Genomic DNA, 26,424 nt, shown 5'->3' on the forward strand with positions numbered 1-26,424 from the left:
GGGGTCAGCGCAGCTCCGCCAGGGAGAGCCGGTGCTTGCGGCACAACCGGTACATGGTGACGCGCGAGACCCGCAGCCGGCGTGCGGAGGCGCTGACGTTGAAGCCGGTCTCGCGCAGCACCGACAGCACCGCCTCGCGCTCGGCATGTCCGCGGGCGTGGTCCAGGCCCGGCCCCGCGCCGGTGCCGTTGCCGTTGCCGAGCTGCAGCTCGGCGGGGCCGATCAGCGGTTGCTCGGCGATCACCGCCGCGCGCCGCACCCGGTTGAGCAGCTCGCGCACGTTGCCCGGCCAGCGATGCGCGCGCATCGCCCGGTGCGCGGCGGCGTTGAATCCGCGCGCGGTCACCGCGTGGTGCTCGCGGAACGTTTCCAGGAAAAGGCGTGCCAGAAGCTCGATGTCGTCGCCGCGGTCGCGCAGCGGCGGCATGTCCAGGCGCAGCACGTCGAGCCGGTAGTACAGGTCCTGGCGGAAGCGCCCGGCGGCGACCGCCCGCTCGAGGTCGACATGGGTGGCCGCCAGCACGCGAACGTCGACCCGCAGCGAATGGCTGTTGCCGATCCGCTCCAGGGTGCCTTCCTGCAGCACCCGCAGCAGGTTGGTCTGCGCGTCCAGCGGCAGGTCGCCGATCTCGTCGAGGAACACGGTGCCGCCGTCGGCGGACTCGAACAGGCCGATCCGGCGCGTGTTCGCGCCGGTGAAGGCGCCGCGCTCGTGGCCGAACAGCTCCGACTGCACCAGGCTCGGCGGCAGCGCCCCGCAGTTGACCGCGACGAACGGCCCGCGGTGGCGCGATGAACGTTCGTGCAGCGCGCGCGCCGCCAGTTCCTTGCCGGTGCCGGTCTCGCCGGTGATCAACACCGGCAGGTCGACCCGCGAGTAGCGGTGGAGGATGCCGTGCACTTCCAGCATCGGCGCGCTCTGGCCGATCATGCCGCTGGCGTCCGCCATGCACGTGCCGTCGGCATCGAAGGACGACAGCGCCTGGCCGAACTGCTGCGGGTTCAACGGCGCCACCAGGCGTTCGCCGCAGGCGCTCAGGATCCGGCGTACGCCGGCATCCTCGGTCGGCGTGTCTTCCGAGGTCAACGCGAGCAGGGGCAGGTCGGCATGGTCGGTGACCAGCCGTTCCAGCGCCGCCAACGCGGAGGTGTCCCCGCCGCGAAGATCCACCAGGCCGATCACGTGGTCCTCGCCGCGCATGCCGACGCGGGTGTCGCGCGTGGGATCGGCGATCCGCATCCGCCATCCGGCGGCTGCCAGCATGCCGCGCTCGTGCGGTGACGGCCGGCCGAACCAGATCACGCAATGCGGGTTGAACTTGGGTAGGGCAGCCATCGTCATGGTCCTTACGTTTGCCGGTCGCGGCGGCACGAAGGCAGCGTCCGCGCGGCAGCGGTCAGTCTCCGTGCCGCGGATGACAGGGAGATGTGCGGGCGCCTGCGCGCGGCCGCGCCGTCGCGGTCCCGGGGCATCGTTCCGGGCATCGACGGAAGCAGGCCGCTGCCGTCAGCGGCCATCGGCATTGGCAGCGGCGCCATCGGTTCGATGCGGAGGCATCCGCCGGATCCGGGTGTGGCCGGGGACAACCCTGCGGGCGTTCTGGACGACCAGGCTCATGCATTTCCCCTGCGGCGCCCCGGGCGGGGCTCGGCTCTGGTGTCTCACGGTAACGGCGGGAGCGCCGCGCAGCGGCCACCTGCCGGCCGCCCTGTTCAGTTGGGGCTCCGGCATTCGCCCCTCCCATGGCGCCCGCGGCACCGATGCTCTTGCAGGAGGGCATCAGCCCCGACCGCGCCGGGCAGGTCCCTCGGCCCGGCGACGATGAATGCGCCGCCGCGCGTCGCGAAGGGGAACAACGGCAGAGAACATCTGCCAGCGGCTAGCGCGCGTCGCAGCGGCTGCGATTCTGCGGCGTTAATCTGACCGACATGCATGAGAACCGCAAGCAACGGATGCCCACCGCCACGGCGATCAAGGGGCGGGGATCGGGTTCGTACGTCAGCGGCCGCTTCGAGAAGACCGTGGCCCGGGCCGAGGACGACGGCTGGGACGGTCTGGCGGAACTGGCTGCCGAGGCCGAGGCCGCGCACCCGGACACGGTGGTCACCGAGGAGCGCGCGCGCAGCATCGTCAGCCGCAACGATTCGCCGGACATCGCCTTCAGCCAGTCGGTCAATCCCTATCGCGGCTGCGAGCACGGCTGCGCCTACTGCTTCGCGCGACCGTCGCACGCCTACCTGGACCTCTCGCCGGGCCTCGATTTCGAGACCCGGCTGTACGCCAAGACCAATGCCGCCGAACGCCTGCGCGCGGAACTGGCGAAGCCTTCCTATCGCTGTTCGCCGATCGCGCTGGGCATCAACACCGATGCCTACCAGCCGATCGAGCGCCGCTACCGGATCACCCGGGCACTGCTGGAAGTGCTGGCCGAGTGCCGGCACCCGGCCAGCCTGATCACCAAGAATGCGCTGGTGCTACGCGACCTCGACCTGCTGGCGGCCATGGCGCGGCAGCGGCTGGTCACGGTGTACTTCTCGATCACCACGCTCGACAACCGGTTGTCGGCAAAGATGGAGCCGCGTGCCTCGGCGCCGCATGCCCGGTTGCAGGCGTTGCGGCGACTGGCCGATGCCGGCGTGCCGGTCGGGGTGATGGTGGCGCCGGTGATCCCGATGATCAACGACCGCGAGCTGGAGGCGATCCTCGAAGCCGCGCGCGAACACGGCGCGGGCGCGGCCGGCCACGTGCTGCTGCGGCTACCGCACGAACTCAAGCAGCTCTGGCGCGAATGGCTCGACCTGCACTATCCCGAGCGCGCCGCGCACGCCATGAGCCTGGTCCGGCAGATGCGCGGCGGCAAGGACTACGACAGCGCCTTCGGCACGCGCATGCGCGGCGAGGGGCCGTTCGCCGAGCTGATCGCCGGGCGTTTCGCGCGGGCGCATCGCCGGCTCGGCTACGGACGCCTGCCGCCGCTCGACTGCGCGGGCTTCGTGCCGCCGCGGCCGCCGTCGCCGCAGGGCGAGCTGTTCCAGGCATCCACCCCGCCCCTGTAGGAGGGCTTCGCCCTCGCCAGGCAGTCCCGTCGGCGGCGACCACGATGAACGCGCCGCCGCGCGTGGCGATGGGAAACAACGGCAGAGAGAATCGATTGTTGGTTGCTCCGCGCGCGGTCGGGGCCATTGGAAAGCGGGTGTCCTTTGGGATTCAGCCCGAGTACACGCTGCCGCGACCGGATCGTGGCTAGACTGGCGCCGCACCAACCGGACGCCGCAATGCCTCCCGAACTCCGCCCAGACCAGAACGTCGCCGACGCCGACATGCGTCTGCGGGAGGCGGAGCGGGCGCTGCAGATGCTGCGCCGGCAGCAGGAAACCCTGGCGCACGGCATCTCGCACGACCTGCGTGCGCCGCTGCGCGCGATCGGCAGCTACGCGCAGATCCTCGCTGCCGGCCACGCCGACGGCATGGATGCCCGCGGGCGCGACTATCTGGAGCGTATCTGCGATGCCGCGGCCCGCATGGAGGAACTGATCGAAGGCCTGTTGCAACTGTCGCACGTCGCGCGGGCACCGATGCGCCCGGAGCAGGTCGACGTCGGGCTGCTGGTGGAGTGGAGCGCGGCCGAACTGCAGGACGCGGAGCCGGAACGCGCCGCCGAGGTGACGGTGCAGCCGCAGCTCGCGGCGTTCGGCGACGAACGCCAGCTCAAGCAGCTGTTCGAGCGCCTGTTGCACAACGCCTGGAAATTCTCGCGCGAACGCGAACGGGTGCGGATCGACGTGCGCGGCGAGCACCGCAACGGCCACATCGTGATCTCGGTCAGCGACCAGGGCAGCGGCTTCGACATGCGTTATGCTGAACGGATGTTCGAGCCGTTCCAGCGCCTGCACGGACCGGAAGAGGGCGGCGGGCACGGGCTCGGACTGGCGATCGCGCAGTGCATCGCCGAGCGACATGCAGGCCGGCTGTGGGCGGAATCGACGCCCGGCTCGGGCAGCGTGTTCCATGTCGAGTTGCCGGCTGCGCCGGCATCGCGGAGCGAAGCGTGAACGAGAAAGAGATCCTGCTGGTCGAGGACAATCCCGACGACGTCGAACTGACCCGCATCGCCTTCGCCGAGGCCAAGATCGCCAACACCCTGACCGTGGTGCGCGACGGCGCCGAGGCGCTGGACTACCTGTTCGCGCGCGGCACCTATGCCGGCCGCGACCCCGACGATCTGCCCTCGATCATCCTGCTCGACCTCAACCTGCCGAAGGTCGACGGCCGCGAGGTGCTGCAGGCGATCCGCAGCGACGCCCGCACCCGGGCCCTGCCGGTGGTGGTGTTGACCACCAGCAGCGAGCCGTTCGACGTCGAGGCCAGCTACGCGCTGGGCGTCAACAGCTATATCCGCAAGCCGGTCGATTTCGAGCAGTTCGTATGGGCGGTCAAGCAGGTGGGGCTGTACTGGCTGGTGCTCAACCAGCCGCGCAAGGACGGCTGAGGCGCCGTAGAGCGGAGCTTGCTCCGCTGCGCCGCCTCCGGAGCCACCCGTAGAGCCGAGCTTGCTCGGCTGCGCAGGCTCCGGAGCCGAAAACAGCGGAGCAAGTTCCGCTCTACGTGGCGCCGGCGAACAGCTTTTCGGCGCGCTGGAACAGGATCCAGCTGGTGGCGATGAACTTGTCGCCGCCGCGCGGACGGTTGCCGCGATGGGTGTGGGTGAAGGCGGTCGGCGCCAGCAGCAGGTCGCCGGTGCGCGGCGCGACCTTGCGCCGCTGGAACAGGAACTCGGTCTCGCCTTCGCCGAAGCCGTCGTTGAGGTAGACCGTCCACAGCAGGTGCCGGTGCAGGGTTTCGCAGGGCGCGTCGCGCGGATACAGCTCGCAATGCCAGTACGGATAGCCGCCCTCGCCGTCGCGGTACCACTGCAGGTTGATCGCGCCCGGGCGCAGGCAGGTGCGCGCGAGCTCGCCCAGGCGGCGGTCGTCCATCGCCGCCAGGTCCTCCGCTGCCAGCCGCCGCGGGGCGCCGTCGGGTCCGGGCTGCTGCAGCATGAGCGGCGCGATCAGCGCCTGCGGGTAGCGCCGCAGGTAGCCCAGCAGGCCGCCGTAAACGGCGACGTTGAGCGCCTGTTCCACGTCCGCCCACGCCGGGTTGCCGGCCAGCGACAGGTCGCGGCTGCGCTTGAGTTCGGGGAACACGCCGCCGCCGATCCGGCCGGGCTGCAGCGCATCGCTGCCGCGCATGCGCTCGACGATCGCGGCGCAGGTCGCGGCGTCGAGCACGCCGGGGGTGACCTCGATGAAATCGTCGTGGGCGGCGGCGCTCTGGGTCACGGGTGCCTTCACGAGAGGGAGGGCATCATCCTCGCATGCCGCGCGGGCGAGGCAAAAACCGCGGCGCGCGGGTAGAGTGCAGGCCTGGGCCGGACGGAGCGCGCGGATGAAGGGAAAAGGACGATGGATTCCGGCCGTGGCCGCGCTCCTGCTGGCCGCCTGCGCCTCGTCGGCGTCGGACCCCGGCGGGATGCCGCTGCCGGGTTCGGATCGGGACGGGCACGGCTGCATCCCCTCCGCCGGCTACACGTGGTGCGCGCGCACGCAGCAGTGCGAACGCCCCTGGGAGCTGGCCGCAGCCGAGGGCTTTCCCGCCGACCAGGCGTCGTTCGAACGTCACTGCGCGCAGGATCCGGAGAGCGCCGGGCCGGAATGACCGCAAAGAACCGCGGGCTCAGATCACCCGCAGCGTGATCGCCTTGAGCACGGCGCGGGTGCGATCGCGGGTACCGAGCTTGTCGAGGATCGTCGAAACGTAGTTCTTCACCGTGCCTTCGGCCAGGAACAGGCTGCGCGCGATCTCCCGGTTGGAATAGCCGCCGGCCAGCAGCCGCAGGATCGCCACCTCGCGCGGGTTGAAGGTCTCCACCGGCGCACGCTCGTCGTGGTAGCGGTAGCGCGCGCGCACCGGGTCGGTGCTGACCGGCTGCAGCAGGGTCTCGCCCGCCGCCAGGCGCTCGATCGCGTCGCGCAGGTCCTCCGGCGCGGCGTCCTTGAGCAGGAAACCCTGGGCGCCGGCGTCGCGTGCGCGCAGCGGCAGGTCGGCCTCGTCGAAGGTGGTCAGCAGCAGCACCGGGGTGGCGTCGCCGCGCGCCCGCAGCGCGGCCAGCGCGTCGACGCCGTCGACGCCGGGCATGCGGACGTCGCTGAGGATCACGTCGACCGGCGTCCGCGCCAGCTGCGCCAGCAGGCTTTCGCCGTCCCCGGCCTCGAACGCGATCTCGAGGCCCTGCTGTTCCAGCAGCGCGCGCAGGCCGGCGCGGACCAGCGCCTGGTCGTCGGCGAGCGCGATGCGCAGTGGCGGCGCCACGCCTTCGCTCATGCCGGCAGGCTCGCATCGATGCGCAGCGCGCCGCGCGGACTGGCGGCGAACACTAGCGAGCCGTCGAGCGCGGCGACCCGCTCGCGCATGCCGGCCAGGCCGTTGCCCTCGCGCAATGCGCCGCGCAGGCGGCCATCGTCCTCCACCCGCACCTGCAGCGCGCCGTCGCGCATCGACAACGCCACGCGGACGGTGTCGGCATCGGCATGGCGGGCGCTGTTGGTCAGCGCCTCCTGCACGATCCGCAGCACGGTTTCGGCCAGCGCCGGGTCGGTGACGTGCACGTCGTCGGCGATCTCCAGGTGCAGTCGCGGACGCGGCAGCGGCGCCGCCAGCGCATGCAGCGCGGTGGCCAGGTCCAGGCCGCAGCTGTCGCGCAGCGACTGCACCACGCCGCGGATGTCGCCCAGCAACTCCTGCGACATGCGCTGGGCGATGCGCAGTTCCTGGCGGCCGGCCAGCGCCGGGTCGTTGCCGAGCGCGCGCAGGTTGAGCGTCATCGCGGTGAGCTTGTGGCCGACCACGTCGTGCAGCTCGCGCGCCACCCGCACCCGTTCGCCGTCGCGGGCGCTGTCGGCCAGCAATGCGCGCGTGGCCAGCAGGTCGGCGTTGACCAGCGAGAGCGCATCGCGCGAGCGCTCGGCGCTGGTGGCGTAATGCGCGATCAGCGTGGCGAAGCCCTGGAAGCCGACGTACATCAGGGTGATGACCAGCGGTGAGAAGTGGTCCTGCCGCGCCAGGATCAGGTACATGGCCACGTCCGCCGCGAGCGCCGCGGTCAGCGTCCGGCGTAGCGGCCAGACCATCGCCATCGCCGCGGTCCAGACCACCAGCAGCACCGGCGCGGTGCCGCCGCGCGGCGTCAGCCACACCAGCAGCAGCGCGAGCAGCGGCATCGCCACCAGCAGCGCGTCGCCCGCCTTGGAATCGCGGACGCGCTCGATGTCGTGCAGCGCGAACGCCAGCACGAACGCCGCCAGCGTGGCCCAGCCGTACGCGGCGACGTCCGGGGCGATCCAGCGCAGCGACAGCGCCACCGCGCCGATCGTGCACAGCCCGGCGAGGTTGAGCGGCATCAGCAGCTTGCGCAGCGTCGTGTGCATGCGGCCATGCTGCGTCGATGCGGGCGCGGGGGCAATGGCCGCGGCGCAGAAGGTGACTTCCGGCAGGTGGGGAGCGCAGACACGACGGCAAGGCGCCGCGGCTGCGGCACTGCGAATCGCTGCGTCAGGCAGGGAGGCCTGCTCGCATCGCGTCCTCGCCTGCTGACACCATGCTGTCAGCAGGCCCGGCGCAGGCTGCTCCCACCGCAGCGCGACCGGCGCCTCCACGGGACCGCCCCGGGCGCATCCGTTGCGGCGGACGCCATGCCCGCCCACCGGCCGGTGGCGCCTGCCATCGACGAGGAACACGCCATGCAAGCAGCGCACGACGACCGCGACGGTCGCCACGACTTCGATTTCCTGCACGGCCGCTGGCGCATCCACAACGAGCGGCTGGTGACGCGCCTGGCCGGCGCCCAGGACTGGGACAGCTTCGACGCCGAGCAGGTGTGCCGGCCGGTGCTGGGCGGCCTGGGCAACGTCGACGAGTTCGTCAGCGACTGGGGCGGCGGCCTGCTTGGCATGACCTTGCGCCTGTTCGATCCGCAGGCACGGCAATGGAGCCTGTACTGGGCCAGCAACCGCGACGGCATCCTCGAGGCGCCGGTCGTCGGCGGCTTCGAGCACGGCGTCGGCCGCTTCTACGGACTGGACCGGCACCAGGGCCGCACCGTGCTGGCGCGCTTCATCTGGGACGACATCACCGCCGACGGCGCGCACTGGCAGCAGGGCCTGTCCACCGACGGTGGCGTCAGCTGGGAGACCAATTGGCACATGTACTTCACGCGGTTGCCGGCATGAGGCGCCGGCGGCAGGTCCGCGGTTGCCGTGGCGCCCGCGCCGGATGCGGCGGGCGTCGATGGCCTGCGGCCACGGAGCGGCGGCCATGAGCGGGCGCGACGTGGCGGCGTTGCCGGCGGTGGTCGAGCTGCGCCGCTATGCCCTGCATCCGAGCTGCCGCGAGGCGCTGATCGACCTGTTCGAGCGCGAGCTGGTGGCGCCGCAGGAAGCCTGCGGCATGCGCCTGCTCGGCCGTTTCCGCGACCTCGACGTGGCCGACCGCTTCGTGTGGCTGCGCGGCTTTCCCGGCATGGAGGCGCGGCGGCAGGCGCTGGCCGGCTTCTACGGCGGTCCGGCGTGGCGCCGCCATCGCGACGCGGCGAACGCGACCATGATCGATTCGGACGACGTGCTGCTGCTGCGGCCGGTCCTCGATCCGGCCGACTTGGGCGCGACCGGTGCGGAGACGGCCGCGGGCGCGGAGGTGATCGGCGCGATATCCCGTTTCGACGCCCCGCTCGACCCGGCGGTGCCGCTGCATTTCCGGCGGCGGCTGTGGCCGCGGTTCGCGGCCGCCGGCGCGGCGCTGCTGGGCGGCTTCGCCAGCGAGTACGCGCCGAACGATTTTCCCGCCCTGCCCGTGCGCGAGGGCGAGCACGTGTTCGCCTGGTTCGCCCGCGTGCCGGTGTGGGACGACGCCATGCGCGCGGCGTGGCAGGCGGACGCACCGCCGCAGCGGCCGCGCGAACACGAGGTCATGCGCCTGCGGCCGACCACGGGCTCGCCGTGGTAGGCCGCCGCCGCCCTGCCGGTGGCTGGCCGCCGCCACGGCCCTGCGCAATGATGCACCGATGCGCCGCGCCGACCGCCTGTTCCTGATCATCCATGCGCTGCGTGGCCGCCGTTCCGCCTTGCCGGCGCACCAGCTGTCCGCCACCCTCGGGGTGTCGGTCCGCACGGTCTACCGCGACATCGTCGACCTGCAGCTGTCGGGCGTGCCGATCGAGGGCGAGGCCGGCGTCGGCTACGTCCTGCGCAAGGGCGCGGACATCCCGCCGCTGATGTTCGACGGCGACGAGCTCGAGGCGCTGGTGACCGGCACGCGCTTCGTGCGCGCGTTCGGCGGTCCGCGCCTGGCGGCCGCGGCACGCGCCGCGCTGCTCAAGATCGAGGCGGTGCTGCCGCCGGCGCTGCAGGCGCGCGCGCAGCGCACCCGCATCTACGCCCCCGCGCGCGGCGACCGGATCGAGGCCAGCGGCGTCATCGACCGCCTGCACGCCGCGATCGAGGCGCGGCAGGTGCTGGCGATCCGCTACTGCGACGGCGACGGCCGCGACAGCGAACGCGAAATCGAGCCGTTGTGCCTGGCGTTCTGGGGCGGCAGCTGGACGCTCGGCGCCTGGTGCCGGCTGCGCGCCGGGTTCCGCAACTTCCGTCCGGACCGGATGGACGCGTTCGACGGGACCGGGGAGCGGTTCGACGACAGTGCCGAGCGCGGTCTGCAGGCCTACCTGCGCGCGGTCGGCAGCGATGGTTGGATTTGAGGTTGCGCCAGGCTGCCTTCTCCGGGGTGATAGAGCTCAGGCCCGTCGCCATGGGCGGAGTCGATCGGTAGCAGGGGCGTTCGCGGTGGGCTGACTATCGCTTGGCTTGAAGCGGGTATTTGTTGATGAGCCTGACGGCTTGGTTTCGCAGCAGCGGAAATGGCTGCTGGGCGCGGCTATTCATTGACGAAACCCGTGGCGACGGGCCGTTTCTCACCGCGGCGGAAGTGGCTGCATGGCGCGGCTATTCATTGACGGAACCCGTGGCGACGGTACGGTTCTCACCGCGGCGGAAATGGCTGCCTGGCGCGCTTCAGCGTGCCCAGGTCCACTCCGCGCCCAGCAGCCAGCCGCGGCCGGCGCCGGGTTCGTAGAAGCGGCCGTTGCCCTCGTTGACGATCACCGAACCGACGTAGGCGCGGTCGAGCAGGTTGTCGATGCGGGCGAAGGTGCGCAGCTCGCCGCTGCGGGTGCGCCAGCGGCGCGCGGCCTCCAGGTGCAGCAGGCCGTAGCCGGCGGCCGATTCGCTGTCCAGGTCGTTCACCGGCACCTCGTCGACCGCCTCGCCCTCGACCGCCGCGCTCCAGGCCGTGCCGCGCCACTGCAGGCGCGCGAACAGCTGCCGTTCCGGCACGCCGGGGATGGACGCGCCGGCCGGCACCGAGGTCTCCGGCACGGTGCAGCCGGCGCCCTGGCAGATCAGGTAGGCGTCGCGGAAGGTCGCGTCCAACAGCGTGTACGCCAGCCGCAGGTCCCAGGCCTCGCCCAGCGGCGTGGCGAAGGCGGTCTCGAATCCCTGCCGCCGCGCGCGGCCGACGTTGCGGAAGCTGCTGCGGCCGGCGACGTTGCGCGCGACCGCCAGCTCGTCGTCGGTGTCGGCTCGGAACAGCGCCGCCTCCCAGGTCGCGCCGCGCGCATCGCGCCATTTCACGCCGAGCTCGACGTTGTCGCTGACCGCCGGGCGAAGCCCGAACGCGAGGCCGGCACCGCCGTCGGCGCGGTAGGACATCTCGTTGAAGGTCGGGGTCTCGAAGCCGCGGCCGGCCGACAGGTACACGCGCCAGTCCGCCTGCGGCGCGAACGTCAGGCCCGCCACCGGCGCGGTGTGGCGGAAACGCACGCGGCCGCTGTCGTCGGGATTGGCGTCGGTGACGTAGCGGTCGCGCGATTCGAATTCCACCTCGCTGTGGCGCGCCCCCAGCAGCAGCGACCAGCGCTCGGCGAAGCGCCACCACGCCTGCGCATAGGCGTCGGTGTTCTCCACGGCGTTGCGTTCGTCGCGGCGCAGCGCGCCGCGCACGCCGAGCGTCTCGCCGACGAAGTTCTCGAAGCCGCGGCGGTGCTGGCGCTGGCGGTCGAGGTTGCCGCCGACGGTGAACTCGAGGGGGCGCCCGGCGACGGCGCCCTGCCACGACCAGCGCGCGTCGAGGCCGTCGTAGCGGTTGTCCAGGTCGATCACCCCGCCCGAGCTCAGCGGATTGCCCTGGGCGAAGTCCGGGATCGGCAGCACCTGCATCACCTCGCGGCTGCCGCCGTAGGCCATCAGCCGCAGCGTCTGCGCCGCGCCGAAGCCGTGTTCGTAGGTCATGCCGGCCTGGTGCTGGCGCACCGTCTTGCGGGCGTCGAAGAGGAACGCGTTGGCGACCGCCTGGCGCGGATCGGCGCGCATCTGCTCCGCCGTCAGCCCCAGCGGATCGCGCGCTTCCGGCACGTCGACATGGTTGAGCACCAGGTCCAGGCGCCGGCGCTGGCCGAGGTCGACGCCGATCTTGAGGTTGGCGGTGTCGCGGCGCGCGGCGCTGTGGTCGCGCCAGCCGTCGGTGTCGTAGCGCGACAGCGCCAGGTTGTAGCCGACCCGCCCGCCGCCGCCGAGCAGCTGCGCGGCGGCCGAATACGTCGCGTCGCGGCCGACGGTCGCGCGTGCGCGCCACGGATCGCCGGCCTTGCCGTCGGCGCTGTGGATCTGCACCACGCCGCCAGACGAGTTGCCGTGCAGCGCCGAGAACGGCCCGCGGATCACCTCGATGCGGTCGCCGCCGGCCAGGCTGAAATGCGACAGCTGGCCCTGGCCGTCCGGCATCGACGCCGGGATGCCGTCGGCATACAGCCGCACGCCGCGCACGCCGAAGGTCGAGCGCGCGCCGAAGCCGCGGATCGACAGCTGCGTGTCCTGCGCCAGGTTGCGGCGGTCGCGGGCCAACAGCCCGGGCACGCCGCGCAGCACCTCGGAGACGTCGGCATCGGCGCGGTTGCGCTCGCCGCCGAGGAAGATCGTCGCCGTGGAGGCCGGCATGTCGAACGCATCGACGCCGCGCAGGCGCGCGGCCTCCACCACCACCCGGTCCAGGGTGTAAGCGGGGGCGTCGTCGGGATTCGGTGCGGCAGCGGCGGGGGCCAGTACGCAGGCCAGGCAGAAACTCAGCATCCGGGACCTAAGGATCAGCGACGGAGCCGGGAGTGTGCACGCAACGATGCGCGCGTTCCGTCACGATCGTCGCACTGTCGCGCCGGTGCATTGCCGGCCGGCGACGGCGAGCATCCGCCGCCGTCAGACGTCCTCGTCCGTCGGCCAGCCTTCCCCGGTGCCGCGCTGGTACACGCGGTCGGTCTCCAGCACTTCGCCGGCCGGCAGCGACGCCTGCCGTGCCAGCCGCGCGTAGATCGGGGTGAAATCCGGCTGCGTCGCCTGCATCAGCTGCTCGAAGCTGTCGATGACGAAGTAGGTCTTCTGGTAGCTGTCGATGCGATAGCGGGTGCGCATGATCCGCTCGAGGTCGAAGCCGATGCGGTTGGGCGCGGCGCTGTCCAGCGCATGGATCGACTCGCCCTTCGAGGAGACGATGCCGCTGCCGTAGATGCGCAGTCCGTCGGCCTGCTTGATCAGGCCGAACTCCACCGTGTACCAGTACAGCCGGGTCAGGTGCTGCAGCGCGTCGGCTCCGATGCCGTGCGCCTTCACCCCGCCCTTGCCGTAGGCCTCCATGTAGTCGGCGAACACCGGGTTCATCAGCAGCGGCACGTGGCCGAACAGGTCGTGGAACAGGTCCGGCTCCTCGATGTAGTCGATCTGTTCCGGCTTGCGGATCCACCAGGTCACCGGAAAGCGGCGGTTGGCCAGGTGGTCGAAGAAATCCAGTTCCGGCAGCAGCCCCTCCACGCCCATCAGCGTCCAGCCGGTGGCGGCCGACAGCACCTGGTTGAGCTCGGAGAACTTCGGGATGCGGTCGGCCGACATGCCCATCGCGTCCTGCGCGGCCAGGAACTCGTCGCAGGCGCGCCCCGGCAGGATCTCGCGCTGGCGCGCGTACAGCGTCGACCAGGTGGCGTGGTCGTCGTCGCTGTAGTCGTCCCAGGGCTGCTCGACGATGCCGGTGGCGTACACCGGCACCTTGCCCTTGTCGGTGTGCAGGTTCTCGACGCGGCGCGGCTGGGTGTTCATGGCGGGGCTCCAAGGCTGCCTGGGCGAATTCCGACTGTAGCGCCGGTGCCGCGCAAGGGGATTGCGTTGTTGCGGAGAAACCCGGGCGAGGCGCATTATTATTGCGTCGAATCGCGCAGGAGCGGCAAGAACATGCAGGCCATCGATCTGGACCGCACGGACCTGCAGCTGCTGGCCGAGTTGCAGCGCGGCGGCCGCCTCACCAACGCCGAGCTGGCCGAGCGCGTCCATCTCTCGGCGTCGGCCTGCCTGCGGCGGGTGCAGCGGCTCGAGCGCAGCGGCGTGATCGCCGGTTATCGTGCCGAGGTCGATCCCGAGCACGTCGGCCTGGGCCTGCAGGCCTTCGTCCGCGTGCAGCTGGAAAAGCACGACGCCGAGCACGTCGACCGCTTCACCGCCGCCGTGCACAGCTGGGACGAGGTGGTCGCCTGCCACGCCCTCACCGGCGACATGGACTATCTGCTGCACGTGATGGTGCAGGACCTGGAACATTTCTCCCGTTTCCTGCTCGATCGCCTGCTCAACGCCAGCGGCGTGGCCGACGTCAACTCCAGCTTCGTGCTGCGCACGGTGAAGGCGTTCGGCGGCCTGCCGCTGCCGCCGTAGGGAAGGGCGAGGAACGAGTGGAGAGGAAGAGAAACGAGTGGTGAGGCATCCTTGCGGGAGTGCCGCCGCGCGAGTCGCCTTGGCCGTACTTCCGTGGAAGCGACGACTTGTGGGAGCGACGGAAGTCGCGACTGGCGGCCGATGCCGCCGCGACCGCCAGGCGGCCGCCCGCCCGCCGTTCCGGAAACGGTGCCGCACTCGTTCCTCCGGCGCGGCACGGGCGGGACGCCGACGGTCGATTCGCAGCGTCGTATAACGCGGTCGGAACAGCATCCTTCTCAAGGGGAACAGGCATGTCGAAGCAATCCGGGACCCTGGCGAAACCGACGCTCGTCGGCCGCTCGAGCTCGCACTTCACGCGGGTGGCGCGCATCTTCGCCGCGGAGATGCGGGTGGACTGCCGGTTCGAGGTGGTGCCGGACCTCATGGCGACCGACGCGGCGGCCTACGGCGGCAACCCGGCGCTCAAGTTGCCGATCCTCCATGATGCGCGGGGCACCTGGTTCGGCTCGCTCAGCATCAGCCGGCAACTGGTACGGCAGTCGGGCGCGCCGCTGCGCGTGGCCTGGCCGGAGGACCTGGACCAGCCGCTCGCCGCCAACGCCCAGGAACTGATCGCCCAGGCCATGGCCACCGAGGTGACGCTGATCATGGCCGGGCTGGCGGGCGCCGCCGCCGACGACGGCTACCAGGCCAAGTTGCGGAACGGCCTGCGCAACACCCTGGCCTGGCTGGAGGACAACGCGGCGCAGGCGATCGCCGCACTGCCGGGCGAGCGCGACCTGAGCTACCTGGAGGTCACGCTGTTCTGCCTGCTGACCCACCTGGAGTTCCGCGACGTGCTGCCGCTCGGCCCCTGTCCGCGGCTGCGCGGATTTCGCGACCGGTTCGAGGCACGTGCCTCGGCGGCCACCACCGCGTACCGGTTCGACGGCTGAAAGCGGCCGCGCGCCGGAAGCCGGCCGACGGCCTTTCCACGGAGCATCGCCGTGTGGCGCGGCATCGGGTTCAATAGGCACCGGCACGTTCGGTGCCGCCTTCCGCCGATCCGATGCAACCCGTCATCCGTCCTGCAGTGCCCGGCGATGCCGACGCGATCGCGCGCATCTACAACCACTACGTCGCCGGCAGCTGCGTCACCTTCGAGACCGACCCGGTGTCCGGGACGGAGATGGCGCAGCGCGTCGCCGACACGCTGGAGGTCCCGTTGCCCTGGCTGGCGGCCGAAGCCGACGGCGCGATCGCCGGCTACGCCTATGCGTCGAAGTGGAAGGGACGCTGTGCGTACCGCTATTCGGTCGAGACTACCGTCTACCTCGATCCCAGGTGCACCGGCCGCGGGCTCGGCCGCGACCTGTACGCCGCGTTGATCGACGCGGTGAAGGCGCTCGGCATGCGCGCGGCCATCGGCGGCATCGCATTGCCGAACGCGGCGAGCGTCGCGCTGCACGAACGGCTCGGGTTCCGCAAGGTCGGGCATTTCGAGCAGGTCGGGTTCAAGCAGGATCGCTGGATCGATGTCGGGTATTGGCAGCGGTTGCTTTGACCGCCCCGCCCCGCCCGCGGCTGCCGCGAAGCGGTCCGGCTCGCCGGAACGAAGCGCCGGCTGCGGCTGCCGGCAGTCACCGGCTTGCGATCGCGTCGCATCACCGCGCGATCACGATGCGTCCGAATACTCTGGCCTCGGCGCGCGTCGTTGCACCGAGTCCGGCGCCGCCGCCATTCCGCGTCCGCGGCGCAGGCGCCCGGCGCAGCCATCGCAGAACGGGCCGACGACATGGGCAGTGCGCGTACACATCCGGTGTGGGAGCCGCTCCAGGGAACGGATGAACGTCTCGAAACCCCACCCGGCGGAGTTGCGCCCGACGTGCTCGTCGTCGGCGCCGGCGTCGCCGGCGCGGTGACCGCGCTGCGCCTGGCGCAGGACGGGCGCAAGGTGGCCGTGGTCGATCGCGAGGGTCCCGGTGCCGGCGAGACCCTGCGCACGACCGCGCACCTGGCCTCGGCGCTGGACGACCGCTTCTACCACCTGGCGCGCTGGCACGGCGAGGACGGCGCGCGGCTGGCGGCCGAAAGCCATGCCGCGGCGATCGACTGGATCGAGGCGTTCGTCGGCGGTCGCGAGGGCGGCTGCGGCTTTCGCCGCGTCCCCGGCTACCTGTTCCCGCACGACGGCGACGACCGCCGCCTGCGCCGCGAACTGGACGCTGCGCGCGCGGCCGGGCTGGAGGTCGAGTACCTGGAGGACGGCGTGCCGGGCGTGCCGGCGTTGCGGCCGGCGTTGCGCTTCGCGCGCCAGGCGCGGATCGAGATGGACGCGTATCTGCGTGCGCTGGTCGACGCCGCGCGGGAGCTCGGCGTGCGCTTCTTCCGCGCCGAGGTGGCGCGGGTCGAAGGCGGCACGCGGCCGGTCGCGCGGCTGAAGGACGGCGGGACGCTGTCGGCGGGCGCGATCGTGGTCGCCACCAACGTGCCGTTCCACGAGACGGTGGCGATCCACACCAAGCAGGCCGCGTACCGCAGCTACGTGGTGGCGGGCAGGGTGCCGGCCGGCGCCGTGCCGGACGCGCTGCTGTGGGACGACGGCGATCCCTACCACTACGTGCGCCTGCTGCCGGGGCGCGATGGCGACGGCGAGGCGCTGCTGATCGTCGGCGGCGAGGACCACAAGACCGGGCAGGACGAGGACCCTACCGCCTACGTCCGCCTGCAGGACTGGACCCGCGCGATGTTCCCGGCGGTCACCGGGTTCACCCACGACTGGTCCGGGCAGATCATCGAGCCGAACGACGGCCTCGCCTTCATCGGCCGCGATCCGGGAGGCGAGGACAACGTCTACATCGTCACCGGCGACTCCGGCAACGGCGTCACCCACGGCACCCTGGCCGGGCTGCTGCTCGCCGATCTCATCGCCGACCGCTCCAATCCGTGGACGGCGCTGTACGACCCGAAGCGCAAGATGTTCCGCGGCATCGGCGAATGGCTGCGCGAGAACGCCAACGTCGCCGCGCAGTACGCCGACTGGATTGGCGGCGGCGACATCCACTCGCTGCACGAGCTCGCCCCCGGGGAAGGCGCGGTGCTTCGCCACGGCCTGCACCGGGTCGCGGTGTACCGCACCGGCGAAGGCACGCTGTGCGCGCACAACGCGCGCTGCACCCACCTGGGCTGCGCGGTGCGCTGGAGCGCGACGGAGAAGTCCTGGAACTGTCCCTGCCACGGCTCGCGCTTCGACGCGCAGACCGGAGCGGTGCTCAACGGCCCTGCGGTGCGGCCGCTGGCACCGTTCGACCCGGCCGCGGCCGGCGATCGGGAGCGGGCTTGAACTCCGGGCTGGTCGACTGGGCCTATGCCGGCTATCTGGCGTGGCTGTTCGCCGGCACCCTGGACTTCGCCTGCCATCGCCGCACCGACCTGGCGCACACCTCGGGCCTGCCGGAATCGCTGATGCACCTGCTGCAACTGGGGCTGCTGGCCCTCGCGATCCTGGCCGGCCTGCTGCTGGACATCGGCTGGAGCGTGTGGGCGCTGATGGCGGCACTGGTCGCGTTGCACGCGGTCGCCGGATACGCCGATACCCGGCGCGCGTACGGCCGGCGCGACCTGCGCCCGTTCGAGCAGCACGTGCACAGCGTGCTCGACATGGCGCCGCCGACCGCCCTCGGCCTGGTGATCGCGGCGACCTGGGAGTCGGCGCCCGCGACCGGCTGGGCGCTGGCGGTCCGGCAGCCGCCGCTCAGTCCGGCGATCTGGACGGCCGTGCTGGTGCCGCCGGCGCTGCTGTGCGCGGTGCCGGCGCTGCTCGAGCTGCGCGGGGCGCTGGCCGCGCGGCGCGGCGCGCGGCCCTGACCAGTCCCCGCCGGCATGCGCGGCTCCCCAGGCACAACCCGACGGCGAACGCGGCGTAGGTGGCGAGCATTCCGCCCGCCGGCAGGTGCCGTTCGAATCCCGGCGTCAGCCGCCGCGGCACCACGTGGTAGTCGACCACGTAGGCCACCGCCGCGGTCAGCCCGGCCGCCGCGGCGATCCGCGCCGGTCGCCCGCGCCTGCCGGCCAGGCGCTCGAAGCCGCAGGCCCAGAACACCGAGCTGGCATGATGGATCGCATAGCCGAGCAGCGTATGCCGCAGGCTCGGTGCATCGCGGTAGCGCGCGGTCTCGCCCCAGAACCAGTGGCTGGTGGCATTGGTGCCGCTGGCCAGCGCACCCCCGTCGCGATGGCAGAGCCAGGACAATGTGAGCGTGGACAGCGCACTCGCCACCGATCCGGACACCAGCGCCCGCACCGGCAGATCGGTGGCGCGCAAGGGAGGGCGACCGTGCGCGTGCTGGTGAGCGGCGCCAGCGGGCTGATCGGCGCGGCGTTGGTCGAGCGATTGCTGCGGGCGGGACATGAGGCGATTCCGGGCGGGAGGCGGGTCGAATCGTTGCGGCAGCGCTGGCCCGGCACCGAGACGGTCGCGATCGACTATGTCGATCCGTCGCCCGCCGAGTGGCGGCGCGCGCTGCGCGGCGTGGACGCCGTGGTCAATGTCGTCGGCATCTTTCGCGAGCAGGATAGTCAGAGCTTCGATGCGCTCCACGTGAAAGGGCCGCTGGCGTTGTTCGAGGCGGCCGCGGACGCCGGCGTGCGCAGGATCGTGCAGATCTCCGCGCTTGGCGCTGCGCCCGATGCCGCCACCGCGTACCTGGCCTCCAAGGGCCGCGCCGATGCCGCGCTCGCCGCGCTGCCGGTGACGGCGACGGTGATCCGGCCGTCGCTGGTGTTCGCGCCCGAAGGCGCCAGCACGCGCTGGTTCGCGCTGCTGGCGGCGCTGCCGCTCACGCCGCTGCCGGGCGGCGGCGGCCAGCGCATCCAGCCGCTGCACCTGGACGACCTGTGCGCGCTGGTGTTGCGCGTGCTCGAAGCCGAGGACCCGCCGAGACGGCTCGACGCGGCCGGCCCGGTACCTGTGGCCCTGCGCGACTACCTGGCGATGTTCAAGCGCAAGCTGGGATTTCCGCGCGGGTTCCTGCCGGTGCCGGCCGCGCTGGCGCGCGCCTCGGCGGTGCTGCTGGCGCACCTGCCCGGCAGCCTGGCGACCCCGGAGTCGCTGCGCATGCTCGAGGCCGGCAACGTCGCCGACGCTCGCCCGGCGGCGCGGCTGCTGGGGCGGCCGCCGCGCGGCATCGAGGCCTTCGTCGATCCCGGCGCGCGCCGCGTCCTCGGCACCGGCGCGCGCCTGCGCTGGCTGCTGCCGCTGCTGCGCTATGCGGTGGCGGCGATGTGGATCGTCACCGCGCTGGTGTCGGCGCTCGTCTATCCGGTCGCCGACAGCCTGGCGCTGCTGGCCCGCACCGGCCTCACCGGCACGGCGGCGCAGGTGGCGCTGTACGGTGCCGCCGGCCTCGACCTGGTCCTCGGCATCACCATGCTGCGCCCGCGCTGGCGCACGTGGTCGTACCGTGCGCAGATCCTGCTGGTTGCGGCCTACACCGCGATCATCACCGCCTACCTGCCCGAGTACTGGGCGCATCCCTACGGGCCGGTGTTGAAGAACATCCCACTGCTGGCGGCGCTGCTCGCGCTGCACGAACTGGACCGCCCGGATGGACTACCTGATCGTTAAGTACCTGCACGTGCTGTCGTCGGCGTTCCTGTTCGGCACCGGCATCGGCACCGCGTTCTACCTGTTCTTCATCAGCCGCACGCGCGATGCGCGGGTGGTCGCGGTGGTGGCGCGCTACGTGGTGATCGCCGACTGGCTGTTCACCGCCACCACCATCGTGTTCCAGCCGCTCAGCGGCCTGTACCTGGCGCGGCGCATGGGCCTGCCGCTGACCACCCCGTGGCTGTACTGGTCGATCGTGCTGTTCCTGATCGCGGCGCTGTGCTGGCTGCCGGTGGTCTGGCTGCAGATGCGGCTGCGCGACATCGCCGCCGCCGCCGCGGCCAAGGGCGCGCCGCTGCCGCGCCGCTATGACGCCACGCTCGGCTGCTGGGCGGCGCTGGGCGTGCCGGCGCTGGTCTCGTTCCTGGTCGTGTTCTGGCTGATGGTGGCCAAGCCGCCGCTGGCGTTCCTCTGAGCGGGCGTGCCGCTGCCGGTGGGAGACGCAATCGCGGGTGCTGCGCCGTAGAGCCGAGCTTGCTCGGCTGCATCGCTGCCGGAGCCGGTGCCGGTCCGGAATCGAAGGCAGCGGAGCAAGCTCCGCTCTACGGAGGGTTCCGCGCGAACCCCGGAAGCCGGTACGCGTGCCGCGGCGCTGGCGTTGCGGCGGCGTGCTGCTGGTGCCGTATCGGTGGACCGCCGTTTCCCCGCCGCCCACGACGGGCGATCGCAGGCGCGGGTCAGGCGTCGTCGCCGCGGCCGATGCACGCCAGGGCGGCCGCGCGCGCGTGCAGGGCGGTGGTGTCGAACAGCGGCACCTCGGCATCGCCGTCGCCGACCAGCAGGCAGATCTCGGTACAGCCGAGCACGATGCACTCGGCGCCGTCGTCGACCAGCCGCGCGATGATCCGCCGGTAGGCCTCGCGCGACGCGTCGCGCACCACGCCCAGGCACAGCTCCTCGTAGATCACCCGGTGCACTTGTTCGCGCGCGGCGGCATCGGGGACGCGCACGTCCAGGCCGTGGCGCTCGGCCAGGCGCCGGCGATAGAACGCCTGCTCCATCGTGAAGCGCGTGGCCAGCAGGCCGACGCGGGTGAAGCCGGCGGCGCGGATCGCCGCTCCGGTGGGATCGGCGATATGCAGCAGCGGCAGGCCGGCAGCGGCCTCGACCGCGTCGGCGACCTTGTGCATGGTGTTGGTGCACAGCACCAGCCGCTCGGCGCCGCCGTCGCGCAGCGCGCGCGCCGCCGCGCCGAGCACGCGTCCGGCGCCGTCCCAGTCGCCGGCGTGCTGCAGGCGCTCGATCCCGGCGAAGTCGACGCTGTACAGCAGCAGCCGCGCCGAGTGCAGCCCGCCCAGGCGCTCGCGCACCGCCTCGTTGACCAGGCGGTAATAGAGGGCGGTCGATTCCCAGCTCATGCCGCCGAGCAGGCCGAGGGTTTCCATGCGGGCAGTATAGGTATCGGCGGATACCGGGTGGACGCCGGGCGCGAACGTGCAGGCACCGCCTGCGCCGTCTGCGATCATCGTCGAAACGACGGCGGAGAACGGCATGATCAGCTGGGCATTCATCTTCGAGGCGCCGGAGACCGATCCGGCGGTGGACCGCATGGTGATCGAGCGTGGCGGTGTGCGCTCGACCGTGGTCGCGGTGCCGGAGCCGTCGATGGCGCCGCAGGTCGCCGCCGACCTGGTGGCCGGCGGCGTGCAGTTCATCGAACTGTGCGGAGGCTTCGAGCCGGAGTGGGCGGGGAAGGTGATCGAGGCGACGGCTGGACGCGTGCCGGTCGGCACCGTCGGGTACGCGGGCGGGGCGTCGGTCGCACGGCTGGCGGACATTTTCGCGCCGACGGCATGATGCGCCCGGGCTGACGAACGGCCATGAGCGAACGCCTGCGGCGGATCGTGGAAGGATTGGCGTTGGCTCCCGACGACCGGGTGCTGGAAATCGGTTGCGGGCACGGCGTGGCCGCCGGCCTGGTCTGCGAGCGCCTGGTCGGCGGCCGGCTGCTGGCGGTGGACCGCTCGGCGAAGATGATCGCGGCCGCCATGCGGCGCAACGCCGCACACGTGGCAGCCGGGCGCGCGGAGTTCGTGGTTGCGGAACTCGAGCAGCTGGACCCCGGAGTACGACGCTTCGATATCGTTTTCGCGGTGCGCGTCGGCTTGTTCCATCGGGAACCGGAGCGCGCGCGCGCTCTGGTCGCGCCGTGGATGGTACCGGGTGGGCGGCTGGTGGCGGTGTTCGATTCGCCGCGCTAGCGGCGCAGTTCGCGGAAGGCGCGCCGCACCACCTCGGCCAGTGCGTCGACGGCCGGCGTGCGCGCGCCGACCAGCAGCGCGATCTGGTAGTCGCCCAGCGTCGGCAGTCCGATGCGCGCGGGCACCGCCTGCAGCGGCGCCTGCACCAGGCTGCGCGGGAACGGCGCCACCGCCAGGTCGGCCAGCATCGCCGCCTGCTGGCCGCCGCAGTGTTCCGAGGTGTAGGCGACGCGGTAGCCGCGGCCGTCGCGGTCGAGCGCGGCCAGCGCGGCGCGGCGCCAGACGCAGCCCTGGCTCGCCAGGGCCAGCGGCAGCGGTGCACGCGTGCCCGCATCGCCACCGCGCCGCTGCGCCCACACCAGCCGCTCGGTATGCACGGTCTCGCCGCGGCCGGCGGCGGCGGCGGCGTCGTGATCGTCGTTGCCGGCGGTGATCAGCGCCAGGTCCAGCGCGCCGGCGTCCAGCTGCGCGGCCAGGTCGATGCTGCGGCCGAGCGCCATCTCCACCTCCACCGTGGGATGGGTGCGCGCGAACTGCCCCAGCGCCGCCGGCAGGATGCGGCTGCCGACATCGTCTGAGGTGCCGAGGCGCACGCGGCCGCTGAGGGCCGGCGCCAGGAAGCGCGCCACCGCCTCGCCGTTGAGCTGCAGCAACCGCCGCGCGTCGCCCAGCAGCGCCTCGCCTTCCGGCGTCAGCCGCACCCGCCGCGCTTCGCGCACGAACAGCGTCCGCCCCAGCGTCTCTTCCAGGCGCTTGATCTTCATGCTCACCGCCGACGGCGTGCGGAACACGCGCTGCGCGCCGCGGGTGAAGCTGGCGGTCTCGGCGATCGCGACGAAGGTCTGCAGGGCGTCGGTTTCGAGCAGCGGCGGCGCGGCGGCCGCGCCGAAGGCGGTGTCGGAGGGCATGGCAGCATTCAGTTCAATTGAACGATCAATGTAGATGTTTTCGTTTGAATGAACAAAGGATCGGGTGCATGGTGGTTTCCGAGATCGCGATCTCCTCGCCCCTGCCGTCCCCGCCGCCAGCCGGCGGTCACGAGGAGAACTCTCATGCGCCATGACCCATCCGTCCGCCGTTCGCTGTCCGATCCCGCGCGCGCCAGGCCGCCGCATTGCCGCGGGCCCTATGCGCCGGCCATGTGGCCCGGAGGAATGTTGCGTGCCATCGCGCGACGGCTGTGCGCGCTGATGCGTTGAAGCGGCAGCCGGTGCGAGCCCGAGATTGCCCAGGCCGGTCGAGACTCAGTCCGGGAGCCGGAGCGTGTGGGAGCGACGGAAGTCGCGACGGGCCGCCGGCGAAGTCGCGACTTCCCGGCGACAGCATGCAGTCGCCACTTCCACACGAGCCGACAAGGCGCGAATGCCGACACGCCCTAGCGGCGCGCGTCGTTCCCGGCTTCGCGCCGCGTGCAGGTAGCGTCGTCCTCGCGGAATGGATTCAATGCCCGGATCCAACCCGGCGCGCAGGTATGCGCGGCTTCCGTTGCCGCCGGCTTCGGCGCCAGCGCCGCGGCGCGCTGTGTTTCGAGCTCCGCGATCCTGGCGCGGATCCGCGGCAGCGCCGCCAGCGCGGCGCGTTCGCCCTGCAGGATCGCGGCGCTGCGCCGGGCGAAGTCGGCCGGGCCGATGTCGTTGACCTCGGGGCGGATCACCACGTCGGCGCGCGCGAGCTCCTGCGCGCCGACGCCCCGGCCCATGATCGCGATCGACTGGTTGACGATGCCCAGCATGTCCTCCGGTGCGCTGCCGCTGGCCTTGGTGGAGATGTCGACCGCGATCACCAGGTCGGCGCCGAGCTGGCGCGCGGCGTCCACCGGCACCGGGCTGACCACGCCGCCGTCGACGTAGCTGTGGCCGCCGATCCGCGCCGGCTCGAACACGCCCGGCACGCTGCTGGAGGCGCGCACCGCCTGGCCGGTGTTGCCGCGGGTGAAGACCACGCGCTCGCCGCTGTCCAGCCGGGTCGACACCGCGGCGAACGGCCGCTCCAGGCGCTCGATCGGGCGGCTGCCGATCTGCGCGTTGACGTAGTCCTGCAGTTTCTGCCCCTGCACCAGCCCGCCGGAGAACAGGCGCACGTCGCGGATCTTCGCCTCGTCCAGCGCCACCGCCCGCTCCTGCAGTGCGAATGCGTCCATGCCGCTGGCGTAGAGCGCGCCGACCACGCTGCCGGCGCTGGTGCCGGCGACCACGGCCGGCTCGATGCCGTTGGCCTCGAGCATCTTGATCACGCCGATATGGGCGAAGCCCTTGGCCGCGCCGCCGCCCAGCGCCAGGCCGATGCGCACCGGTGGCGCCGCCGGGGCGGGCGTGGCGACCGGTTCGGGCGACGGCCGCGTCTCGCGCCCACCGCAGGCGACGAGCAGCAGCGCGCACAGTGCGAACAGGCACGGGCGGAGCGGAAGGGGCAGACGCATCGGGGAGCGGATCGTCATGGACATGCCAGCATACCCAGCACCCGCGGCATCCGCCTGAAGGCCGACGCAACCGCCAGTCAGCCCTCCGGGAACGCTCCGGCAGCGTCGCAGTCCGGTTCCGGTACCGGCGCCGATTCCAGCGGCGGCGCGCGCCGCCAGGTGTCGTCGTCGGGATCGAACGCGAACGGCGCCCAGCCGGCGGTGCCGCGGAACGCGCCGGCGGCCTCCACGTGGACGTATCGCTCCACGCGGGCCCGGCAGGTGCCCCTGAACCCGCAGTCGACGAAGCGGAGAATCAGCGCGTCGCCGTCGGGTGCGACATCCGGCCAGTCCGTGCCGCTCATCCCGTCCGCCAGCAACTGCCGTCGCGGGTTGCCGTCGCGGGTTGCCGTCGTGGCCGCGCCAGGCGACCGCCAGCGCGTAGTGGTAGTGGCCGTAGCCTGCCGCCTGCGAGGCCTGGCGGATGCGCACGTCGCCCGCGCCGGCGAGGTGTTCGACCCGGATCCCGCGGCTCTCGAGCCCCGGTGCCGGCCAGTCCATGCACTCGGCCGCCGCCGGCGCCGCGGTACCGAGGCCGGCGGCCAACAGGAGCGGCCGCCAGGCCTCGTGCCACCGGCGCATCAGGGCGACCCGAACCGCTCGCCGAAGAAGTCGCCGTCGTTCCAGCGCGGCCGCTGGTCGGCGTTGCCGACGCGGGTCGCGACCGCCGCGCTCAACCGCGCCAGCCGCGCGGCGTCGTCGTACTGGATCGGCTGCGAGGCGTCGTCGCAGGGCCGGTGATAGCAGTTGCGCAGGAAGTACGCCAGCGCGAGCTTGGGATCGCGCTCGCCGTCTGCGGAGAGGGTGCCGCCGTCGAGGTACAGCGCCGGAATGCCGGCGCGCACGAAGGCGTACTGGTCGCTGCGCACGAACACCACTTCCTCCGGGAACGGATCCGGCGAGAGCTTCACGTCCAGCTCCGCCGCGGCCGCCTCCACCGCCTGCCGCAGCGTCGAGTGCTCGATGCCGATCGCCACCACGTCGGTGCTCGGCGCGGTCAGCACCGGCATGTCCAGGTTGAGGTTGGCGATCAGGCTCTCGCGCGGCACCGTGGGATGGGCGACGAACCACTGCGCGCCCAGCAGGCCCTGTTCTTCGGCGGTCAGCGCGGCGAACAGCTGGGTGCGGCGCGGCGCGGCGTCGGCTGCGACCAGCGTGCGCGCCGTCTCGAGCATGATCGACACGCCCAGCGCGTTGTCGAGGGCGCCGTTGTGGATCGTATCGCCGTCGGCGTCGGCGGCGCCGATGCCGACGTGGTCGAGGTGCGCGGTGTGCACCACGTGCTCGCGGGCGAGTTCCGCGTCGCTGCCGGGCAGCTTCGCCAGCACGTTGCGCGATTCGATCGGCCCGACCTGCGTGCGCCCGGCGATCAGCAGCGTGCCCTGCAGCGGGAAACCGCGCAGGGTGCCGGCGCGCGCCGCGGCGAACAGCTCGGCGGCGTTGCGCTCGCCGTCGGCGAAGACCAGATCGGCCGCGGCGGCGCTGACCGCGGCCACGCCCTGCAGCTGCGGGAAGGTGTCCAGCGGCGCGCCGTCCTCGCCGCGCAGGCGCATCGCCGGCTTGTCCCAGCCGGCGCGCTGGCGGGCCCACGGCACCCGCGCCTCGAACTGCGGCGTGGACACGAACACCGCGCCGACCGCGCCGCGCGCGGCCAGCGCCCGCAGCTTCTCCTGCTGGGACGAGTGGAAGGCGCGGCGGTGGTCGTCGAAGCTCTCCGGCGCGCCCGGCAGCAGCACCGCGATGCGCCCGCGCAGGTCGAGCCCGGCGAAATCGTCGTGTTCCAGGTCCGGGGCGTGGATCGCGTGGCCGACGAACACCGCCGGCGCCTCCACCGTGTGCGAGGGCGCATCGAAGTTGGCCCACGGCAGGAACTGCTCGCCGAAGCGCAGCTCGATGGTGCGCCCGCCGCGCTCCACCGCCAGCCGCGCGCCGTCCTGCTGCACCGTCGCCTTGAGCAGCGGCACCCGCTGGAAATAGCCGCCGTCCTCGCCGGCCGGCTGCAGGCCGGCATCGGCGAAGCGCGCGGCGACGTAGCCGGCGGCGAGGTCGTAGCCGCGGGTGCCGGTCTCGCGGCCCTCCATGGCGTCGTCGGCCAGGCGCCGCAGATCGACCTCGATGCGCTGCGCCGCGGGGTCGGACGACTGCGGCACCGCATCGGGCAGACGGGCGGCATCGGCGGGCGCCTCGGCAGATGGATTCGGTCGCGAGCAGCGCCACCCGGCGAACGCGACCGCGGCGAGCACGGCGAGGATGAGTGCGATGCGGAGCGTTCGGGACAT

The 26,424-nt window shown here is 72.4% G+C and carries 28 protein-coding genes; 16 read left to right on the top strand and 12 right to left on the bottom strand.

The window, feature by feature from the left end; translation table 11 throughout:
* Positions 1 to 4 precede the first annotated feature (4 nt).
* Positions 5 to 1,336: a sigma 54-interacting transcriptional regulator gene (locus U3649_RS03060; protein ID WP_407353424.1), complete on the bottom strand. Its 1,332-nt coding sequence runs from the start codon at positions 1,334 to 1,336 to the stop codon at positions 5 to 7.
* A gap of 593 nt (positions 1,337 to 1,929) precedes the next feature.
* Here U3649_RS03060 and U3649_RS03065 point away from each other — a divergent pair.
* From U3649_RS03065 to U3649_RS03075, 3 genes are all read left to right on the top strand, one after another.
* The gene (locus U3649_RS03065) at positions 1,930 to 3,057 is read left to right on the top strand and encodes a PA0069 family radical SAM protein (RefSeq protein WP_407353425.1); all 1,128 of its coding nucleotides are present in this window, start codon (positions 1,930 to 1,932) and stop codon (positions 3,055 to 3,057) included.
* Positions 3,058 to 3,276: 219 nt separating this feature from the next.
* Complete coding sequence (locus tag U3649_RS03070) at positions 3,277 to 4,053, top strand: sensor histidine kinase (RefSeq protein WP_407353426.1); 777 nt, start codon at positions 3,277 to 3,279, stop codon at positions 4,051 to 4,053.
* Positions 4,050 to 4,490: a response regulator gene (locus U3649_RS03075; RefSeq protein ID WP_407353427.1), complete on the top strand. Its 441-nt coding sequence runs from the start codon at positions 4,050 to 4,052 to the stop codon at positions 4,488 to 4,490. The genes U3649_RS03070 and U3649_RS03075 overlap by 4 nt, the downstream gene beginning before the upstream one ends.
* Positions 4,491 to 4,602: 112 nt before the next feature.
* Here U3649_RS03075 and U3649_RS03080 read toward each other — a convergent pair whose 3' ends face one another.
* Positions 4,603 to 5,334 carry a 2OG-Fe(II) oxygenase gene (locus tag U3649_RS03080; protein WP_407353428.1) on the bottom strand — a complete coding sequence of 244 codons (732 nt, stop codon included), beginning with the start codon at positions 5,332 to 5,334 and terminating at the stop codon, positions 4,603 to 4,605.
* A 124-nt stretch (positions 5,335 to 5,458) separates the two neighbouring features.
* On the opposite strand from U3649_RS03080, the gene U3649_RS03085 reads away from it, so the two are divergent.
* Entirely contained in the window at positions 5,459 to 5,698 is a 240-nt protein-coding gene (locus U3649_RS03085; RefSeq protein WP_407353429.1) for a peptidase, read from the top strand.
* 18 nt (positions 5,699 to 5,716) lie between these two features.
* On the opposite strand, the gene U3649_RS03090 is transcribed toward U3649_RS03085, so the two are convergent.
* Together U3649_RS03090 and U3649_RS03095 are read right to left on the bottom strand one after the other, a co-directional pair.
* On the bottom strand, positions 5,717 to 6,364 hold the full coding sequence (locus U3649_RS03090) for a response regulator (protein WP_407353430.1): 648 nt from the start codon (positions 6,362 to 6,364) through the stop codon (positions 5,717 to 5,719).
* Positions 6,361 to 7,467 (bottom strand): sensor histidine kinase, encoded by a 1,107-nt coding sequence (locus U3649_RS03095; RefSeq protein WP_407353431.1) that lies wholly within the window; start codon positions 7,465 to 7,467, stop codon positions 6,361 to 6,363. The genes U3649_RS03090 and U3649_RS03095 overlap by 4 nt, the downstream gene beginning before the upstream one ends.
* Positions 7,468 to 7,779: 312 nt before the next feature.
* On the opposite strand from U3649_RS03095, the gene U3649_RS03100 reads away from it, so the two are divergent.
* The 3 genes from U3649_RS03100 to U3649_RS03110 all read left to right on the top strand — a co-directional run bounded on the left by U3649_RS03100 (position 7,780) and on the right by U3649_RS03110 (position 9,791).
* Entirely contained in the window at positions 7,780 to 8,268 is a 489-nt protein-coding gene (locus tag U3649_RS03100; RefSeq protein WP_407353432.1) for a hypothetical protein, read from the top strand.
* Positions 8,269 to 8,353: 85 nt separating this feature from the next.
* Entirely contained in the window at positions 8,354 to 9,040 is a 687-nt protein-coding gene (locus tag U3649_RS03105) for an NIPSNAP family protein (protein WP_407353433.1), read from the top strand.
* 58 nt (positions 9,041 to 9,098) lie between these two features.
* Positions 9,099 to 9,791 (top strand): helix-turn-helix transcriptional regulator, encoded by a 693-nt coding sequence (locus U3649_RS03110; protein WP_407353434.1) that lies wholly within the window; start codon positions 9,099 to 9,101, stop codon positions 9,789 to 9,791.
* A 313-nt stretch (positions 9,792 to 10,104) separates the two neighbouring features.
* Here the strand turns inward: U3649_RS03110 and U3649_RS03115 are convergent, their stop codons facing one another.
* Both U3649_RS03115 and phhA read right to left on the bottom strand, forming a co-directional pair.
* The gene (locus U3649_RS03115; RefSeq protein WP_407353435.1) at positions 10,105 to 12,216 is read right to left on the bottom strand and encodes a TonB-dependent receptor family protein; all 2,112 of its coding nucleotides are present in this window, start codon (positions 12,214 to 12,216) and stop codon (positions 10,105 to 10,107) included.
* Positions 12,217 to 12,339: 123 nt separating this feature from the next.
* Complete coding sequence (phhA, locus tag U3649_RS03120; protein ID WP_407353436.1) at positions 12,340 to 13,230, bottom strand: phenylalanine 4-monooxygenase; 891 nt, start codon at positions 13,228 to 13,230, stop codon at positions 12,340 to 12,342.
* A gap of 132 nt (positions 13,231 to 13,362) precedes the next feature.
* Here phhA and U3649_RS03125 point away from each other — a divergent pair, with 132 nt between their 5' ends.
* The 5 genes from U3649_RS03125 to U3649_RS03145 all read left to right on the top strand — a co-directional run bounded on the left by U3649_RS03125 (position 13,363) and on the right by U3649_RS03145 (position 17,685).
* Positions 13,363 to 13,836, top strand: a complete 474-nt coding sequence (locus tag U3649_RS03125; RefSeq protein ID WP_407353437.1) for an Lrp/AsnC family transcriptional regulator — start codon at positions 13,363 to 13,365, stop codon at positions 13,834 to 13,836.
* A 293-nt stretch (positions 13,837 to 14,129) separates the two neighbouring features.
* Positions 14,130 to 14,774, top strand: coding sequence for a hypothetical protein (locus U3649_RS03130; RefSeq protein WP_407353438.1), 645 nt, complete (start codon positions 14,130 to 14,132; stop codon positions 14,772 to 14,774).
* 113 nt (positions 14,775 to 14,887) lie between these two features.
* A complete protein-coding gene (locus U3649_RS03135) occupies positions 14,888 to 15,382 on the top strand; it encodes an arsinothricin resistance N-acetyltransferase ArsN1 family B (protein ID WP_407353439.1) in 495 nt (164 codons plus the stop codon).
* A gap of 321 nt (positions 15,383 to 15,703) precedes the next feature.
* Positions 15,704 to 17,161, top strand: coding sequence for an FAD-dependent oxidoreductase (locus U3649_RS03140; RefSeq protein WP_407353440.1), 1,458 nt, complete (start codon positions 15,704 to 15,706; stop codon positions 17,159 to 17,161).
* Positions 17,158 to 17,685 carry a hypothetical protein gene (locus U3649_RS03145; RefSeq protein ID WP_407353441.1) on the top strand — a complete coding sequence of 176 codons (528 nt, stop codon included), beginning with the start codon at positions 17,158 to 17,160 and terminating at the stop codon, positions 17,683 to 17,685. Before U3649_RS03140 ends, U3649_RS03145 begins: the two co-directional genes overlap by 4 nt.
* On the opposite strand, the gene U3649_RS03150 is transcribed toward U3649_RS03145, so the two are convergent.
* Complete coding sequence (locus U3649_RS03150) at positions 17,573 to 18,142, bottom strand: hypothetical protein (protein WP_407353442.1); 570 nt, start codon at positions 18,140 to 18,142, stop codon at positions 17,573 to 17,575. The two genes, U3649_RS03145 and U3649_RS03150, sit on opposite strands and share 113 nt — an antisense overlap.
* Before the next feature lie 12 nt (positions 18,143 to 18,154).
* Here U3649_RS03150 and U3649_RS03155 point away from each other — a divergent pair, with 12 nt between their 5' ends.
* Together U3649_RS03155 and U3649_RS03160 are read left to right on the top strand one after the other, a co-directional pair.
* Positions 18,155 to 19,444, top strand: a complete 1,290-nt coding sequence (locus tag U3649_RS03155) for an SDR family oxidoreductase (protein WP_407353443.1) — start codon at positions 18,155 to 18,157, stop codon at positions 19,442 to 19,444.
* Complete coding sequence (locus U3649_RS03160) at positions 19,425 to 19,901, top strand: DUF2269 family protein (protein WP_407353444.1); 477 nt, start codon at positions 19,425 to 19,427, stop codon at positions 19,899 to 19,901. Before U3649_RS03155 ends, U3649_RS03160 begins: the two co-directional genes overlap by 20 nt.
* A gap of 262 nt (positions 19,902 to 20,163) precedes the next feature.
* On the opposite strand, the gene U3649_RS03165 is transcribed toward U3649_RS03160, so the two are convergent.
* Positions 20,164 to 20,871 (bottom strand): aspartate/glutamate racemase family protein, encoded by a 708-nt coding sequence (locus tag U3649_RS03165; protein WP_407354531.1) that lies wholly within the window; start codon positions 20,869 to 20,871, stop codon positions 20,164 to 20,166.
* A 106-nt stretch (positions 20,872 to 20,977) separates the two neighbouring features.
* Between U3649_RS03165 and U3649_RS03170 the strand changes: the two genes are divergently transcribed.
* Both U3649_RS03170 and U3649_RS03175 read left to right on the top strand, forming a co-directional pair.
* The gene (locus U3649_RS03170) at positions 20,978 to 21,283 is read left to right on the top strand and encodes a DUF6506 family protein (protein WP_407353445.1); all 306 of its coding nucleotides are present in this window, start codon (positions 20,978 to 20,980) and stop codon (positions 21,281 to 21,283) included.
* 23 nt (positions 21,284 to 21,306) lie between these two features.
* Positions 21,307 to 21,687 carry a class I SAM-dependent methyltransferase gene (locus tag U3649_RS03175; RefSeq protein WP_407353446.1) on the top strand — a complete coding sequence of 127 codons (381 nt, stop codon included), beginning with the start codon at positions 21,307 to 21,309 and terminating at the stop codon, positions 21,685 to 21,687.
* On the opposite strand, the gene U3649_RS03180 is transcribed toward U3649_RS03175, so the two are convergent.
* The 4 genes from U3649_RS03180 to U3649_RS03195 form a co-directional block, all read right to left on the bottom strand.
* Complete coding sequence (locus U3649_RS03180; protein WP_407353447.1) at positions 21,684 to 22,595, bottom strand: LysR family transcriptional regulator; 912 nt, start codon at positions 22,593 to 22,595, stop codon at positions 21,684 to 21,686. The two genes, U3649_RS03175 and U3649_RS03180, sit on opposite strands and share 4 nt — an antisense overlap.
* A gap of 467 nt (positions 22,596 to 23,062) precedes the next feature.
* Entirely contained in the window at positions 23,063 to 24,106 is a 1,044-nt protein-coding gene (locus U3649_RS03185; RefSeq protein ID WP_407353448.1) for a patatin-like phospholipase family protein, read from the bottom strand.
* Between the two features lie 77 nt (positions 24,107 to 24,183).
* A complete protein-coding gene (locus U3649_RS03190; RefSeq protein WP_407353449.1) occupies positions 24,184 to 24,450 on the bottom strand; it encodes a hypothetical protein in 267 nt (88 codons plus the stop codon).
* A 276-nt stretch (positions 24,451 to 24,726) separates the two neighbouring features.
* Positions 24,727 to 26,424 (bottom strand): M28 family metallopeptidase, encoded by a 1,698-nt coding sequence (locus tag U3649_RS03195; protein ID WP_407353450.1) that lies wholly within the window; start codon positions 26,422 to 26,424, stop codon positions 24,727 to 24,729.

The organism is Luteimonas sp. R10 (assembly GCF_045689605.1).
In the GTDB taxonomy this organism is placed as follows: domain Bacteria; phylum Pseudomonadota; class Gammaproteobacteria; order Xanthomonadales; family Xanthomonadaceae; genus Luteimonas.

Bases quoted from the DNA above. Each gene is read 5' to 3' on its own strand.
- U3649_RS03060 (WP_407353424.1), bottom strand. From the start codon at position 1,336: ATGGCTGCCCTACCCAAGTTCAACCCGCATTGCGTGATCTGGTTCGGC.
- U3649_RS03065 (WP_407353425.1), top strand. From the start codon at position 1,930: ATGCATGAGAACCGCAAGCAACGGATGCCCACCGCCACGGCGATCAAG.
- U3649_RS03070 (WP_407353426.1), top strand. From the start codon at position 3,277: ATGCCTCCCGAACTCCGCCCAGACCAGAACGTCGCCGACGCCGACATG.
- U3649_RS03090 (WP_407353430.1), bottom strand. From the start codon at position 6,364: ATGAGCGAAGGCGTGGCGCCGCCACTGCGCATCGCGCTCGCCGACGAC.
- U3649_RS03095 (WP_407353431.1), bottom strand. From the start codon at position 7,467: ATGCACACGACGCTGCGCAAGCTGCTGATGCCGCTCAACCTCGCCGGG.
- U3649_RS03100 (WP_407353432.1), top strand. From the start codon at position 7,780: ATGCAAGCAGCGCACGACGACCGCGACGGTCGCCACGACTTCGATTTC.
- U3649_RS03105 (WP_407353433.1), top strand. From the start codon at position 8,354: ATGAGCGGGCGCGACGTGGCGGCGTTGCCGGCGGTGGTCGAGCTGCGC.
- U3649_RS03110 (WP_407353434.1), top strand. From the start codon at position 9,099: ATGCGCCGCGCCGACCGCCTGTTCCTGATCATCCATGCGCTGCGTGGC.
- U3649_RS03115 (WP_407353435.1), bottom strand. From the start codon at position 12,216: ATGCTGAGTTTCTGCCTGGCCTGCGTACTGGCCCCCGCCGCTGCCGCA.
- phhA (WP_407353436.1), bottom strand. From the start codon at position 13,230: ATGAACACCCAGCCGCGCCGCGTCGAGAACCTGCACACCGACAAGGGC.
- U3649_RS03125 (WP_407353437.1), top strand. From the start codon at position 13,363: ATGCAGGCCATCGATCTGGACCGCACGGACCTGCAGCTGCTGGCCGAG.
- U3649_RS03130 (WP_407353438.1), top strand. From the start codon at position 14,130: ATGTCGAAGCAATCCGGGACCCTGGCGAAACCGACGCTCGTCGGCCGC.
- U3649_RS03135 (WP_407353439.1), top strand. From the start codon at position 14,888: ATGCAACCCGTCATCCGTCCTGCAGTGCCCGGCGATGCCGACGCGATC.
- U3649_RS03160 (WP_407353444.1), top strand. From the start codon at position 19,425: ATGGACTACCTGATCGTTAAGTACCTGCACGTGCTGTCGTCGGCGTTC.
- U3649_RS03165 (WP_407354531.1), bottom strand. From the start codon at position 20,871: ATGGAAACCCTCGGCCTGCTCGGCGGCATGAGCTGGGAATCGACCGCC.
- U3649_RS03170 (WP_407353445.1), top strand. From the start codon at position 20,978: ATGATCAGCTGGGCATTCATCTTCGAGGCGCCGGAGACCGATCCGGCG.
- U3649_RS03175 (WP_407353446.1), top strand. From the start codon at position 21,307: ATGAGCGAACGCCTGCGGCGGATCGTGGAAGGATTGGCGTTGGCTCCC.
- U3649_RS03180 (WP_407353447.1), bottom strand. From the start codon at position 22,595: ATGCCCTCCGACACCGCCTTCGGCGCGGCCGCCGCGCCGCCGCTGCTC.
- U3649_RS03185 (WP_407353448.1), bottom strand. From the start codon at position 24,106: ATGCGTCTGCCCCTTCCGCTCCGCCCGTGCCTGTTCGCACTGTGCGCG.
- U3649_RS03190 (WP_407353449.1), bottom strand. From the start codon at position 24,450: ATGAGCGGCACGGACTGGCCGGATGTCGCACCCGACGGCGACGCGCTG.
- U3649_RS03195 (WP_407353450.1), bottom strand. From the start codon at position 26,424: ATGTCCCGAACGCTCCGCATCGCACTCATCCTCGCCGTGCTCGCCGCG.